11 protein-coding genes are annotated in these 13286 nt (G+C 62.4%); 5 read left to right on the top strand and 6 right to left on the bottom strand.

All coding sequences use genetic code 11. From position 1 onward, the window contains the following. Positions 1-35: 35 nt before the first annotated feature. Genes ABIE32_RS03780 through ABIE32_RS03755 form a run of 6 tightly spaced genes read right to left on the bottom strand, consistent with a single transcriptional unit; the run spans position 36 to position 8061 of the window. A complete protein-coding gene (locus tag ABIE32_RS03780) occupies positions 36-1223 on the bottom strand; it encodes an ABC transporter substrate-binding protein (protein ID WP_429014066.1) in 1188 nt (395 codons plus the stop codon). 45 nt (positions 1224-1268) lie between these two features. Further along, positions 1269-2888, bottom strand: a complete 1620-nt coding sequence (locus tag ABIE32_RS03775; RefSeq protein ID WP_429014063.1) for an AMP-binding protein — start codon at positions 2886-2888, stop codon at positions 1269-1271. An 11-nt stretch (positions 2889-2899) separates the two neighbouring features. Further along, positions 2900-4066: an acyl-CoA dehydrogenase family protein gene (locus ABIE32_RS03770; protein ID WP_429014060.1), complete on the bottom strand. Its 1167-nt coding sequence runs from the start codon at positions 4064-4066 to the stop codon at positions 2900-2902. A gap of 1 nt (position 4067) precedes the next feature. Beyond that, positions 4068-4922: an enoyl-CoA hydratase family protein gene (locus tag ABIE32_RS03765; protein ID WP_429014058.1), complete on the bottom strand. Its 855-nt coding sequence runs from the start codon at positions 4920-4922 to the stop codon at positions 4068-4070. 12 nt (positions 4923-4934) lie between these two features. Continuing rightward, positions 4935-5705, bottom strand: a complete 771-nt coding sequence (locus ABIE32_RS03760) for an SDR family NAD(P)-dependent oxidoreductase (protein ID WP_429014055.1) — start codon at positions 5703-5705, stop codon at positions 4935-4937. Continuing rightward, positions 5695-8061, bottom strand: a complete 2367-nt coding sequence (locus ABIE32_RS03755; protein WP_429014053.1) for a bifunctional salicylyl-CoA 5-hydroxylase/oxidoreductase — start codon at positions 8059-8061, stop codon at positions 5695-5697. Before ABIE32_RS03755 ends, ABIE32_RS03760 begins: the two co-directional genes overlap by 11 nt. Before the next feature lie 114 nt (positions 8062-8175). On the opposite strand from ABIE32_RS03755, the gene ABIE32_RS03750 reads away from it, so the two are divergent. The 5 genes from ABIE32_RS03750 (at position 8176) to ABIE32_RS03730 (ending at position 13285) form a co-directional block, all read left to right on the top strand. Then, complete coding sequence (locus ABIE32_RS03750; protein ID WP_377779290.1) at positions 8176-8703, top strand: MarR family winged helix-turn-helix transcriptional regulator; 528 nt, start codon at positions 8176-8178, stop codon at positions 8701-8703. A 147-nt stretch (positions 8704-8850) separates the two neighbouring features. Beyond that, positions 8851-9444, top strand: a complete 594-nt coding sequence (ssuE, locus tag ABIE32_RS03745; protein ID WP_429014050.1) for an NADPH-dependent FMN reductase — start codon at positions 8851-8853, stop codon at positions 9442-9444. Positions 9445-9696: 252 nt separating this feature from the next. After that, a complete protein-coding gene (locus ABIE32_RS03740) occupies positions 9697-10710 on the top strand; it encodes an LLM class flavin-dependent oxidoreductase (protein ID WP_429014047.1) in 1014 nt (337 codons plus the stop codon). 20 nt (positions 10711-10730) lie between these two features. Continuing rightward, a complete protein-coding gene (locus ABIE32_RS03735) occupies positions 10731-12074 on the top strand; it encodes an LLM class flavin-dependent oxidoreductase (RefSeq protein ID WP_429014044.1) in 1344 nt (447 codons plus the stop codon). Continuing rightward, positions 12074-13285: a M20 aminoacylase family protein gene (locus tag ABIE32_RS03730; RefSeq protein ID WP_429014041.1), complete on the top strand. Its 1212-nt coding sequence runs from the start codon at positions 12074-12076 to the stop codon at positions 13283-13285. Before ABIE32_RS03735 ends, ABIE32_RS03730 begins: the two co-directional genes overlap by 1 nt. Position 13286 lies beyond the last annotated feature (1 nt).

Here is a 13286-nt window from a genome sequence, read left to right as displayed (position 1 = left end):
AAAGAGGAAAACCGCGCAGCGACCCTGAGGGTTGCTCACAGGTTCTGCATCTTGCAGTCCTTGGCATAGGCATCCTGGTGGTTCTTGAATACCGTGCCCACCGTGCGATTGGTCAGCTTGCCCTGGGCATCCTTGGTCACCACACGCAGGTAGTAATCCTGCACCGGGAAATGGTTGGTGTTGAACTTGAACGCACCACGCACCGATTCGAATTTGGCCGCCTCCAGCGCCTTGCGCAGTGCAGCCTTGTCGTCGAGCTTGCCTTTGACATCCCGCACGGCTGCATCCATCAACTTTGCGGCGTCATAGCCGTGCGATGCATACAGCGACGGCATGCGGCCAAACTCCTTCTGAAAATCCGCCACAAACTTCTTGTTTGCCGCGTTGTCCAGGTCATGCGCCCATTGCGAGGTGTTGAAGGTGCCCAGCATCGACTCGCCCACCGCGCGGATCACGTCCTCATCCGCCGAGAAGCCAGGAGCGTACAGGGTCATGTCCTTGGACAGGCCTGCCCCGACGAACTGCTTGATGAAGTTCACACCCAGACCGCCGGGCAGAAAGATATACACGCCGTCAACATTGGCCGCGCGCATCTTGGAGAGTTCCGCGCCGTAGTCGAGCTGGTTGAGCGCGGTATAGGTCTCCATGCCGATCTCACCCTTGTAGAAGCGCTTGAAGCCTGCGATCGAATCCTTGCCCGCCGGGTAGTTGGGCGCAATCAGCGCCACACGCTTGAAGCCCTTGTCCTGCATGGTCTTGCCGGCTGCTTCGTGCAATGCGTCGTTTTGCTGCGACACATTGAAGAAGTAGGGGTTGCACTGCGCGCCGGCGTACTGCGACGGACCCGCATTGGGGCTGATGAAGAAGGTCTTGTTCTGAAAGGCTGGCTGCCCGACGGCCAGCATCACGTTTGAGAACACCGTACCGGTCATGAAATCCACCTTGTCGCGCTTGAGCAGACGTTCTGCGGTCTGCTTGGCCACTTCGGGGTTCTGCTGGTCGTCGACCACCACCACCTCAGCCGGTAGATTGCCGATCTTGCCGTTCATGTGCTTGACGGCCAGGTTGAACCCATCGCGGATATCGACACCCAGCCCCGCGCCCGGGCCGGAGAGCGTGCTGAGCAGGCCGACTTTCACCTGGTCTGCTGCGTAGGCCCCGCCAGCCATCAGGGCACCGATGGACAGGGCCACCAGACTGTGTTGCAAGGAATGGCGCTTCATGGTTTTCTCCTCGTTGCTGTTCGTGAAAATTTCACCGAGCCGATACTATGCCGGGCTGTGCAGCCGAAACCGTTGTAGTTTTCCCGTAGCCGTGCGCGGCAGTTGCTCTACAAAGGCCACCGCACGCGGGTATTTATAGGGGGCAACAGTGCGCTTGACGAAGTCCTGCAGCTCCTTGGCAATGGCTTCGTCCCCCGCGTGCCCGGAACGCAACACGACAAAGGCCTTGACGATCTGGCCACGCTCGCTGTCGGGCACGCCAATCACTGCGCATTCGGCGACGGCCGCATGGGCCATGAGCGCGTCTTCCACCTCGGGGGCTGCGATGTTGTAGCCCGCAGAGATGATCATGTCGTCGGTACGCGCCTGGTAGACGAAGTAGCCGTCGGCATCCATCAGGTAGGCGTCACCCGTGAGATTCCAGCCCCGCTGCACATATTGGGTCTGCCGGCTGTCGGCCAGGTAGCGGCACCCCGTGGGGCCCAGCACGGCCAGTCGGCCCACGGTGCCGGGTGGCACCTCGTTGCCCTGCTCGTCCACCACCTTGGCATGGTAGCCGGGCACGGCCTTGCCCGTGGCGCCGGGCCGTGCGTCTTCCTCGCGGTGCGAGATGAAGATGTGCAGCATCTCGGTGGAACCAATGCCATCGATGATCTCGATGCCAGTCGCATCCTTCCACAATGCACGCGTGGATGCCGTCAGTGCCTCGCCCGCCGAAACACATTTGCGCAGCCGGGTGTTGCGGATGCGCTCGCCCTGCTGGGCCATGACGCGGTAGGACGTGGGCGCCGTGAACACCACCGTGGCGCCAAAGCGCTCTATGCCGTCCGCCAGTTGGGCCGGTCCCGCCTTCTCCAGCAGTACCATCGATGCACCGATGGACATCGGAAACAGTACCTGCCCGCCCAGGCCAAAGGTGAAGGCAATCGGAGGACTACCAACAAACACATCATCTGCATGGGCGCGCAATGTGCTCTGCGGCCAGCAGGCGCAGATGGCCATCACGTCGCGGTGGAAATGCATGGTTGCCTTGGGCACACCCGTGGTGCCCGAGGTGAAGCCCAGCAGGCAGGTATCGGTGGCCGCCGTATCCACGGCATCGAAATCCGGTGGTACCTGCTCCATGAGCACTTCGAGCGAGTCGGCCTCCCTGGCCGGCACATTGAAAAAACGGATCGATTGCAGAGCCGGGCTCTTTTGCTGCGCCCCCAGCACCTCGGCGCGCTGCGCATCAGCGCACAGCGCATGGCTGATCTTTGCGATATCCACGATGGTGGACAGTTCCTTGGCACGCAGCAGGGGCATGGCTGCCACCGCAATGCCACCGGCCTTGACCACTCCGAACCAGCAGGCCACCAACATGGGGTTGTTGGGGCTGCACAGCAACACACGGTTGCCAGGCACCAGGCCCATCTCCCCGGTCAGCACACGGGCGATGCGGTTGGCTCTGTCCTGCAAATCGGCATAGCTCCAGCGCACGCCCTCGGCCTGTATGCACAGCCGGTTGCCGCGCCCCTCTTTCACATGGCGGTCCAGCAGCTCGGCGGCACAGTTCAACCGCTCGGGAAACTGCAGCTCCGGCAGATCAAACACATAGTCGGGCTGCAGCTCGGCAGGCGGCAGGTTGTCGGCAGCAAAAGTATCGATATGGGCGGTGTGGGACATGGCTTGGTCTCCTAGGCCTGTACGCTCTTGAGCAGCTCGCGTGCAATGATGAGCTGCTGCACCTCGGTCGCGCCTTCGTAGATGCGCAGCGCACGAATCTCGCGGTACAGCCGCTCCACCGGCTGGTCGCTGACCACGCCCAGCCCGCCCCAGATCTGCACCGCCGCATCGATGACCTGCTGTGCGTTCTCGGTGGCTGTCATCTTGGCCATTGCGGCTTCGCGCGTCACGTTCTCGCCCTGGTCACGCTGCCAGGCCGCGCGGTAGGTGAGCAGGGCCGCGCTGTCGATCAGCGTGGCCATCTGCGCGAGCTTGGCCTGGGTGAGCTGAAAATCGGCCAGCACGCCGCCAAACATCTTGCGCGTGGTGGCGCGTTGCAGTGCCTCATCCAGCGCGCGGCGCGCAAAGCCCAGCGCGGCTGCGGCCACCGAGGTACGGAATACATCCAGCGTGCGCATGGCTACCTTGAAGCCTTCGCCGCCCGCGCCCACGCGCTGGGCCACAGGTACCCGGCAATCGGTGAACTTCAGCCGCGCCAGTGGGTGCGGCGCGATCACGTCGATGCGCTCGGCGATCTCGAAACCCGGCATACCCGCATCGACGATCAGCGCCGAGATGCCGCGCGAACCTGGCGCCTCGCCCGTGCGCACAAACACCACATAGAAGTCTGCGATACCGCCGTTGGATATCCAGGTCTTCTCGCCTTTGACTACGTAGTGGTCGCCATCGAGCCGTGCCTCGCAGGCCATCGCCGCTACATCCGATCCAGCCTCGGGCTCGGACAGTGCAAACGCCGCAATCGCCTCGCCCGCCGCCACTTTGCCCAGGTAGCGCTGCTTCTGATCTGGCGTGCCAGCCAGGCTGATGGCGCCGGAGCCCAAGCCCTGCATGGCGAAAGCAAAGTCGGCCAGCCCATTGTGGCGCGCCAGTGTTTCGCGGATCAGGCAGATAGCACGCGTGTCAATTTGTGGGCCTGCGCCGCCGTGCTCTGCCCCCGCCACCGCATGGCGCAGCCAGCCACCAGCGCCCAGAGCCTTGACCAGCTGGCGGCAATCGCCATCGGTGTCGCTGCTGTGCACATGCGCTGCATGCCGGGCCGCCCAGGCATCCAACCCCTGCGCCAGTTGTGCGTGGCGGGCCTCAAAGAAAGGCCACTTCAGATAGCTGCTGTCTGCCATGTCAGTTTCCTTGGAATTGCGGCTTTTGCTTGGCGACGAACGCATGGTAGGCGCGCGAGAAATCTTCGGTCAGCATGCAAAGAGCCTGCGCCTGGGCTTCGGCCTCAATGGCCTGCTCCACCGTCATCGCCCATTCCTGGTGCAGCATGGTCTTGGTGATGCCATTGGCAAAGGTCGGGCCTGCAGCCAGGTCGCTGGCCAGCTTGTGCGCCTGCTCCAGCAAGGCATCGGGTTCGCACAGGCGGTTGAAGAAACCCCAGCGCTCACCCTCTTCGCCGCCCAGGCTGCGGCCCGTATAGAGCAGCTCGCTCGCCCGGCCCTGGCCGATGAGGCGCGGCAGGATGGCGCAGGCGCCCATGTCGCAGCCCGCCAGACCCACGCGGTTGAAGAGAAAGGCCGTCTTGCTGCGCGCCGTGCCCAGGCGCATGTCAGAAGCCATCGCCATGATGGCGCCCGCACCGGCGCAGACGCCATCGACGGCAGCAACAATAGGCTGCGGGCAGGCGCGCATGGTCTTGACCAGCTCGCCCGTCATGCGGGTGAACATCAAAAGCTCAGGCGCCTTGAGCTGCACCAACGGGCCGATGATCTCGTGCACATCACCGCCCGAGCAGAAGTTGCCGCCCGCCCCTACCAGCACCACCGCCTTGACATCCTGCGCCCATTTGAGGTTGTGGAACAGATCGCGCAGCTCGGCATAGGACTCAAAGGTCAGCGGGTTCTTGCGCTCGGCGCGGTTGAGCGTGATCGTGGCGACGCCGTCTTCCACCTGCCACAGAAAGTGCTGAGCCTGGTAGCCCGCCAGTTGCTGGTGGTTGCCCGCCACCAGGGCGGGATCGATTGTGTATTCACTCATCTTGGTCTCCATTCACATCACTTCGCCGCCAGCCACCGCAATGGCCTGGCCGGTGACGGCGCCAGCGCCCGGGCCGCACAGCCACAGCACGGCGTCGGCCACTTCCTGCGGCTGCACCAGCCTGCCCTGGGGGTTGCTTTTGACGAATTCAGCCATTGCCTGCTCGGGCGTACGGCCGGTCTTTTCCACCACGCGCGCAATGCTCTCGCGCACGATTTCGGTTTCGGTATAGCCGGGGCAGACCGCATTGACGGTCACGCCCTTGGTGGCAAACTCCAGCGCCAGCGAGCGGGTCAACCCCACCACGCCGTGCTTGGCTGCACAGTACGCGGCCACATAGGCGTAGCCCGCCAGCCCCGCCGTGCTCGCCACATTGACGATGCGCCCATAGCCCGCTGCCACCATCGCGGGCAGCACTTGCTGCATGCACAGCATGGCACCCGTCAGGTTGACGGCCAGCATGCGCTGCCACAGCGCCGCATCCATCTTCATGAACGGAGCGCTCTGCGCCTGGCCTGCATTGTTTACGAGGATATTGATAGCGCCTTGCGCATGCACTGCCTGTGCAAAAGCCGTCTTTACTTCGGACTCCTGGGCAACGTCAGCCAGCTCCATGCGGCATTGCCCGGGGAATTCATCCACAAGCCTGCGCAGCGGCTCGGCCCTGCGCCCCAGCACCGTAACCCTGGCACCGCGCGCCAGCAATTGCCGCGCAATCGCCTCGCCAATACCCTGGCCCGCGCCGGTCACCAACGCGTGTTGATCGCTCAGATCACCGCTCATCTCGGTGCCCCCCGGCTGGAGCCAACGCGGCGGCTTGCTGTGCCTTCTCGCGCTCGAACAGGGTTTCCATCTGGCGTTTGCCCTGAAAGTACGGCTTGGGCCAGGCAATGGCGGTGTAGCCGATCTTCGCCGCCTCGGTCAGCGTCCAGGCCGGGTTGGCCAGGTGCGGTCGGGCCACCGCGCACAGATCAGCGCGGCCCGCCGCGATGATGGAGTTGGCATGGTCTGCCTCGCTGATCGCGCCCACGGCCATGGTGGCAATGCCTGCCTCCTGGCGGATACGATCGGCGAATGGCGTCTGAAACATGCGGCCATACACCGGCTTTTCCTGCTTGCTGACCTGGCCCGACGAGCAGTCGATCAGATCCGCACCTGCAGCCTTGAAAGCCTTGGCAATTTCCACCGCGTCTTCGGGCGTGATGCCGCCCGGTACCCAGTCATGGGCCGAGATACGCACGGACATGGGCCGGTCCTCGGGCCAGACGGCGCGCACCGCGCGGAAAACCTCGAGCGGATAGCGCAGCCGGTTTTCCAGACTGCCGCCATATTCGTCGTCGCGGTGATTGGTCAGTGGCGAGATGAAACTGGAGAGTAGGTACCCGTGGGCGCAGTGCAGCTCCAGCCAGTCGGCACCAATATCAGCCGCCATCTGCGCGCCATGCACGAACTGGGCTTTGACTTCGTCCATGTCCGCTCGCGTCATCTGCCGGGATATCTGGCTCACGCCGTCCAGGTATTGCTGCGGCGAGGCAGAGAGGATGGGCCAGTTGCCCTCAGGCAACGGCAGATCAGTACCATCCCAGGCCAGGCGTGTCGATGCCTTGGCGCCCGCATGGCCGATCTGCATGGCGAACCTGGCATCGGTATTGGCATGGATCCAGTCGGCAATGCGCTTCCAGGCCACTTTCTGCGCCTCGCTGTAGGTACCCGGGCAGCCGGGGGTGATGCGGCCCTCGGGGCTGACGCAGGCCATCTCGGCAAACACCAGCCCTGCGCCGCCCATGGCACGCGCACCCAGGTGCACCAGGTGGTAATCGCCGGGCACGCCATCCACGGCCGAGTACTGCGCCATGGGGGAGACCACGATACGGTTCTTGAGCGTGAGGCCGCGCAGCGTATAAGGCAAAAACATCGGCGGCGGCGCCTTGCCCCCCTTGTCGGCATCGATGTGCACGCCATTCTTCTCCGCCAGCCACCGCTCATAGCCACCCAGCCACGCCGCGTCGCGCAAGCGCAGATTCTCGTGGCTGATGCGCTGGCTGCGCGTGAGCATGGAGTACATGAACTGCTCGGGCTCGAACTGGTCGCAGTAGCGGAGGCCACAGGCCTCGAACCACTCCATCGCGTTCCAGGCTGCGTTCTGGATGCGCAGCGTCTCCACGCGGCGCGCCTCCTGGTAGGCCGCGAGCACTTCGGGGATGCGCGACGGCGCAGCGCCCAGGGTCTTGAACTGGCGCGCCAGTTCGATCGCGTCTTCAATCGCCAGCTTGGTGCCCGAGCCAATGGCAAAGTGCGCCGTGTGCACGGCATCGCCCATCAGCACCACATGACTGCCCTTGGCATTCTGGAGCCACCACTGGTCGCACACCACGCGCTGGAAGTTGATCCACGCCGAGCCACGCAGATGGCGCGCATTGGTCATCAGCTTCTCGCCCTGCAGATTGTCTGCAAAGAGCTTTTCACAGAAGTCGATGGATTGCTGCTGATCCGCCGTATCGAGACCACTGGCTTTCCAGGTGTCTTCGGTGGTCTCGACGATGAAGGTCGAAGTCTTGTCGTCGAACTTGTAGATGTGCGCCTGGAACCAGCCATGCGCGGTGCGCACGAAATCGAAGGTGAAGGCCTCGTAGACCTTGTTCGTGCCCAGCCAGATGAAACGGTTGGGACGCGTGACGATGTCGGGTCGGAAGGTGTCGGCATATCGGGTGCGGATGCGCGAGTTCACGCCGTCGCTGGCGATGATGAGGTCGGCATCGGGATAGTCTTCATCGGACTGCACATCGGTCTCGAACACCAGCTTCACGCCCAGTTGCTCACAGCGCGCCTGCAAGATGTTGAGCAGGTGCTTGCGGCCAATACCCACAAAGCCGTGGCCGCCCGATCGGATTCTGCGGCCCTTGAACAGCAGCTCGATGTCGTCCCAATGGTTGAAGGCCTCCTCGATCTGCGCAGCCGTAGCCGGATCCCATTCGCGCATGTTGTCCATGGTCGCGTCGGAGAACACCACGCCCCAGCCAAAGGTGTCGTAGGGCTTGTTGCGTTCCACGACGGTCACGTCGTGCGAAGCGTCCATCTGCTTCATCAGCAGTGCAAAGTACAAACCTGCGGGACCGCCACCGATGCAGACAATTTTCATTGCGACCGAGCTCCTTCAAATTGCTTTATGTCTAAATTATTTATGAATGAATATTTGAATAGAATACGAAGTAACCCTGAGTCTCCTGTACCCGCGTTGAGGCACGATACCCCTATGGCCGCCATTCCAGATATGCATTCGATTGCTGCTACCGATGCGCCCGGGCGCGAAGCCGGTCTGTCACACGACGACCACCAGGCCGTACGCCTGTGGCTGCGTCTGCTCACCTGCAGCACCCAGATAGAGCAAGTGATCCGCAGCAACCTGCGCACGCAGTTCGGCACCACCTTGCCGCGCTTTGATTACCTGGCGCAGCTCAGCCGCTTTCCCAAAGGCCTGCGCATGAGCACCTTGTCGGAATACCTGATGGTGACCGGCGGCAACATCACGGGCCTGACCGACCAGCTTGTGGCCGAGGGCTGGGTGGAAAGAGTGGCGGATGGCGATGACCGGCGTGCCATGATCGTGCGCATGACGCGCGACGGAAAAAAACACTTCAGCGCCATGGCGCAAGCCCATGAGCAGTGGCTCGATCAGCTGCTGGCCCCGCTGGGCACGCAAGCAGCGCGCGACCTGTATGACCAGCTCGGCAAACTACGCCAGACCCTGGCACAGACAGATGGCCTCGCCTCTTCCAACTGATAGGTGCCCTGGCAATCGCTCATTTTCGAGATATTGCCCGGTATACGCATTTTTCGCCATTAGATATGCAATAAGCTTCGTTGCGTTTGGCTGGCAAGCCTCTCAGAATATTTCATATTGATTTTCAACATGGGTATTCGCCATTAAATGGGTGCCCATGACAATATCGGCATGAATATCCTCCTAATCAGCAGCAGCCCGACACTTCCTTCCCGCTCAGCCGCATTATTGGCAAGCTTCGGCGAAAGGCTCAAAAGCATGACGGGCATCCAAGCCTCGTCACTGTCCATCCGCGATCTGCCCCCGCAAAGCCTGCTGCACGCCGACTGGAACAACGCCATCCTGGCCCAGGCCATTGCGGCGGTAGATGCAGCCGATGCACTGGTCATTGCCACACCCATCTACAAAGCGGCCTACAGCGGCCTGCTCAAGGCCTTTCTGGATCTGCTGCCGCAATACGGGCTGAGAGACAAAGCTGTTCTACCGCTGGCATCAGGTGGCAGCCCCCACCACATGCTTGCACTCGACTATGCGCTGCGCCCAGTACTGCAGTCCATGGGCCCGCGATTGGTGTTGCCTAGTGTGTATGCCACCGATGCGCAGATCACCGCCCAGACCTTGGGCGGCTACCAGATAGCCCACGACATCCACGCCCGCCTTGATGAGTCTCTTGCCCTGCTGACCCAGGCACGGCCCTACATCTACAGCGCTGCCAGAGACCAAACACCCGCAGCGGCATAAAGCCCCCACCAGAGTCTTCCCGAAAAGCCTTGAGCAGCCAATGCTCAAGGCTTTTTCTATGGGCCCGCATTATCAAGAATCCATCACCAATCGCATAAAACCTCAACAAATAATCAAATACCAAAAACTACTCAACTCCAACATATAAATCGATTTACGCATGACCATCTGCGAATAAGTAGCAGCAGCAATGAATATTGAAAGATATTATTTTTGACATATTCACCGCTGCCAGCCTAGCGCTACTTTTTCATGACCTACCGCCTCTCGCTGCTCGACAAAAGCCCCATTCCGCCGGGCGCCACCGCCGCCTTGGCGCTTCGCTCCACCCTGGCCATGGCACAGCGCGCCGAAGCGCTGGGCTACCACCGCTTCTGGGTGGCAGAGCACCACGGCAACCCCCAGGTGGCGGGCTCCGCCCCCGAAATCCTGGTCGCCTGGCTGCTGGCGCATACCAGGCGCATCCGCATCGGCTCAGGCGGCGTCATGCTGCAGCACTACAGCCCCTACAAAGTGGCCGAGGTGTTCAAGCTGCTGTCGGCACTGGCGCCGGGCCGGGTGGACCTGGGTATTGGCAAGGCGCCCGGCGGTCTGCCACAGTCCACACGCGCGTTGCAAGCGCGCCACGACCAATCACAGCCATTCAATTTCGACAGCCTGCTCAGCGATCTGAACGGCTTTCTGCGCGACGACTTGCCCGCCGGGCACCCGTTGGCCGCCTCGCGCGCGCTACCCACACCTGGCACCTTGCCGCAATGCGTGCTGCTCGGGGCCTCTCCCGACAGCGCCCAACTTGCATCGCACCTGGGCTGGGGCTTTTCCTATGCAGGGCACTTCAACGATGACCCTGCCTTGCTCGCCAGCACCACGGCCTCCTACCGCAAGAGCAGCGGCCATGCTCCATCGATGGCCGTCTATGCTTTTGCTGCCAATGACCGCGCCAAGGCTGAAGCGTTGGTTGCGAACGTGCGCATCTTCAAGCTGCATTTGCCCACCGGCCAGAGCTTCAACCTGCAAAGCCGCGAAGCCGCCGCAGAGTTTGCGCAGCAAGCCGGCATCAGCGATTACCGACTGGAAGAAACACGCCCCCATGTCATTGCGGGCACCGCCGACGACGTGCACGAGGCGCTGACTGCCTTGCACCAGCAACACGGCATCGATGAATTCGTCATCGACACGCCGGTTCCATTTTTTGAAGAGCGCCTGGCATCGATAGAGCTGATTGCCAAGGCGCAACCCGCCGTGGCCGAACTGGCGGCCGCCTGAACCTTGACCGAAAGCCCACCATGAGCAAATCCCCCATCCGTTTCGGCCTGATGCTGCACGGCGCAGGTGCCCACATGAATGCATGGCGCCATCCCAGCGTACCGGCAGACGCCAGCGTCAACCTGCAGCACTACATCCGCATCACCCAGAAGGCCGAGGCCTATGGCATCGCCTTCGCCTTTGTGGCCGATGGCCTTTACATCAACGAAAAATCCATTCCCCACTTTCTCAACCGGTTCGAGCCGATTTCCATCCTCTCGGCACTGGCAACAGTCACCAGCAAAATCGGGCTCGCCGGTACGGTATCCACCTCCTACAGCGATCCCTTCACCGTCGCGCGGCAATTCGCCTCGCTCGATCTGATCAGTGGTGGCCGTGCAGGCTGGAACGTGGTCACTACGCCGCTCGAAGGCTCGGCGCTGAACTACAGCCGCAAGCACCCCGAACATGCGCAGCGCTACCAGATCGCCGATGAATACCTGCAAGTCACCCAAGGCCTGTGGGACAGCTGGGACGATGCTGCCTTTGTCCGCAACCGCGAAAGCGGCCAGTTCTTTGACCGCAGCAAGCTGCACACGCTCGATCACGAAGGCCGCTTCTTCCAGGTGGCCGGACCCCTCAACATCCAGCGTTCGCCCCAGGGCCAACCGGTGATCTTCCAGGCCGGTTCTTCGGATGCCGGCATTGATCTCGCCGGCAAATACGCAGACGCCGTATTCACGCATTCGCCGTCGCTGGAAGAGACCCGCGAGTTCTCGCGCAAGGTCAAGGCCAGTGCCATCAGCCACAGCCGATTGGCCAGCGATGTGAAGATATTCCCGGGCATCAACGTGGTGACCGGCGCCACCGATGAAGAAGCCAACGCCAAATACGAACGCGTGCGCAACCTGCTCGGCATTGATGAAGCGCTGGCCTACCTGGGCCGCTACTTCGATCACCACGATTTCACCCAATACCCGCTGGATGCACCTTTCCCCGAGCTGGGCGACATTGGCCGCAACAGCTTCCGCTCCACCACCGACCGCATCAAGGCTGATGCCAAGGCGCAAGGGCTGACCCTGCGTCAGGTGGCCTTGCAAGCGGCCACGCCCAAATCCAACTTCGTGGGTTCCGGCAAGAAAATTGCTGAGCAGATCATCCATTGGGTGGATGCAGGCGCAGCAGACGGCTTCATCCTGCAGTTCCCCGTCAGCACCGAAGGCCTGGATGACTTCGTCACTCACGTGCTGCCCGAGCTCGAAGCCAGCGGCCGCTATGAGCGCACGCTGACAGGCCAGACCTTGCGCGACCATCTCGGCCTGCCGCGCAAGGCCAGCCGGTACGAAGCAGTGGAAGACACGCTTGAATCCCGACGGGTCGCCTGATGAACAGCGCCGCCATCACCGAACCCGCCGCCCAGATTCGCAGCACAGACCGCCTGCGGGTGGAGAACGGCATCGCCCGCCATGCACAGAGCTTCATTGCCCTGCGCCGCGATATCCACCAGCACCCCGAGCTATCGTTTCAGGAGCATCGAACCTCTGCCCTCGTGGCCAGAGTTCTGGCCGAATGGGGCTACGAGGTGTTCACCGGCATCGCTGGAACGGGGGTCGTTGGCCGGCTGAAAAAAGGCCAGGGCGGCAGAACCCTGGGCCTGCGCGCCGACATGGACGCGCTGCCGATCCAGGAAGCCACCGGCCTGCCCTATGCCAGCCAGAATGCAGGCGTGATGCATGCCTGCGGCCACGATGGCCACACCGCCATTCTGCTGGCAGCTGCCCGCTTTCTGGCCGAGCAAGGCAATTTCGATGGCACGCTGCACCTGATTTTTCAGCCTGCGGAAGAACTGGGCGCAGGCGCCAAAAAGATGATCAGCGAAGGGCTGTTCGAGCGCTTTCCCTGCGACGCCATCTATGGCCTGCACAACTGGCCGGGCGTTCGCGCCGGGCACCTGGGCTGCGTGGAAGGCCCCGCCATGGCTTCAATCGACTATGCCAAGGTCACCATCACCGGCCAGGGCGGCCACGGTGCCGAGCCGCACCAGGCTGTCGATCCGGTTCTGGCAAGCGCACATGTGATCACCGCCTTGCAGAGCGTGGTCTCCCGCAACGTCGATCCGCTGGAGATGGGGGTGGTCACGGTGGGCTCCATCCACGGCGGCCATGCGGCCAATGTCATCCCCGATCAGGTGGAGCTGCAGCTCACGGCGCGCTCGTTCAAGCCCGAGGTACGCAGCACGCTGAAAAACCGCTTGCGGGAATTGGCGCAAGCCCAGGCGGAAAGCCTGGGCGCGCAGGCCCATGTGGATTTCAAGAACGGCTTTCCGCCTGTCATCAACCATCCGCAGGAGACACAGTTTGCGCGCGATGTGGCCATGGATGCACTGGGGGAGGACTTTGTGGATTCGCACTTTCGCCCCCGCACTGCCAGCGAGGATTTTGCCTACCTGCTGCAAGCGAGGCCCGGCAGCTTCCTGTTTTTGGGCAACGGCGAAAGCGCTTCTCTGCACAACCCCCGGTATGACTTCAACGACGCCGTTCTGGCACCGGCCGCCGCCTACTGGGTGCACCTGGTAGAGCGCTTTCTCGCCCCATGAT

The organism is Comamonas sp. 4034, from assembly GCF_050434545.1.
GTDB classification, from domain to species: Bacteria; Pseudomonadota; Gammaproteobacteria; order Burkholderiales; family Burkholderiaceae_C; genus Comamonas; species Comamonas odontotermitis.
The sequence above is the reverse complement of the archived record's forward strand: the minus strand, read 5'-3'. Positions and strand labels throughout refer to the sequence as shown.

Coding starts and splice junctions, on each gene's coding strand:
- ABIE32_RS03755 (WP_429014053.1), bottom strand. CDS start 8,061: ATGAAAATTGTCTGCATCGGTGGCGGTCCCGCAGGTTTGTACTTTGCA.
- ABIE32_RS03730 (WP_429014041.1), top strand. CDS start 12,074: ATGAACAGCGCCGCCATCACCGAACCCGCCGCCCAGATTCGCAGCACA.
- ABIE32_RS03765 (WP_429014058.1), bottom strand. CDS start 4,922: ATGAGTGAATACACAATCGATCCCGCCCTGGTGGCGGGCAACCACCAG.
- ABIE32_RS03770 (WP_429014060.1), bottom strand. CDS start 4,066: ATGGCAGACAGCAGCTATCTGAAGTGGCCTTTCTTTGAGGCCCGCCAC.
- ABIE32_RS03760 (WP_429014055.1), bottom strand. CDS start 5,705: ATGAGCGGTGATCTGAGCGATCAACACGCGTTGGTGACCGGCGCGGGC.
- ABIE32_RS03780 (WP_429014066.1), bottom strand. CDS start 1,223: ATGAAGCGCCATTCCTTGCAACACAGTCTGGTGGCCCTGTCCATCGGT.
- ABIE32_RS03750 (WP_377779290.1), top strand. CDS start 8,176: ATGGCCGCCATTCCAGATATGCATTCGATTGCTGCTACCGATGCGCCC.
- ABIE32_RS03775 (WP_429014063.1), bottom strand. CDS start 2,888: ATGTCCCACACCGCCCATATCGATACTTTTGCTGCCGACAACCTGCCG.
- ABIE32_RS03735 (WP_429014044.1), top strand. CDS start 10,731: ATGAGCAAATCCCCCATCCGTTTCGGCCTGATGCTGCACGGCGCAGGT.
- ssuE (WP_429014050.1), top strand. CDS start 8,851: ATGGGTGCCCATGACAATATCGGCATGAATATCCTCCTAATCAGCAGC.
- ABIE32_RS03740 (WP_429014047.1), top strand. CDS start 9,697: ATGACCTACCGCCTCTCGCTGCTCGACAAAAGCCCCATTCCGCCGGGC.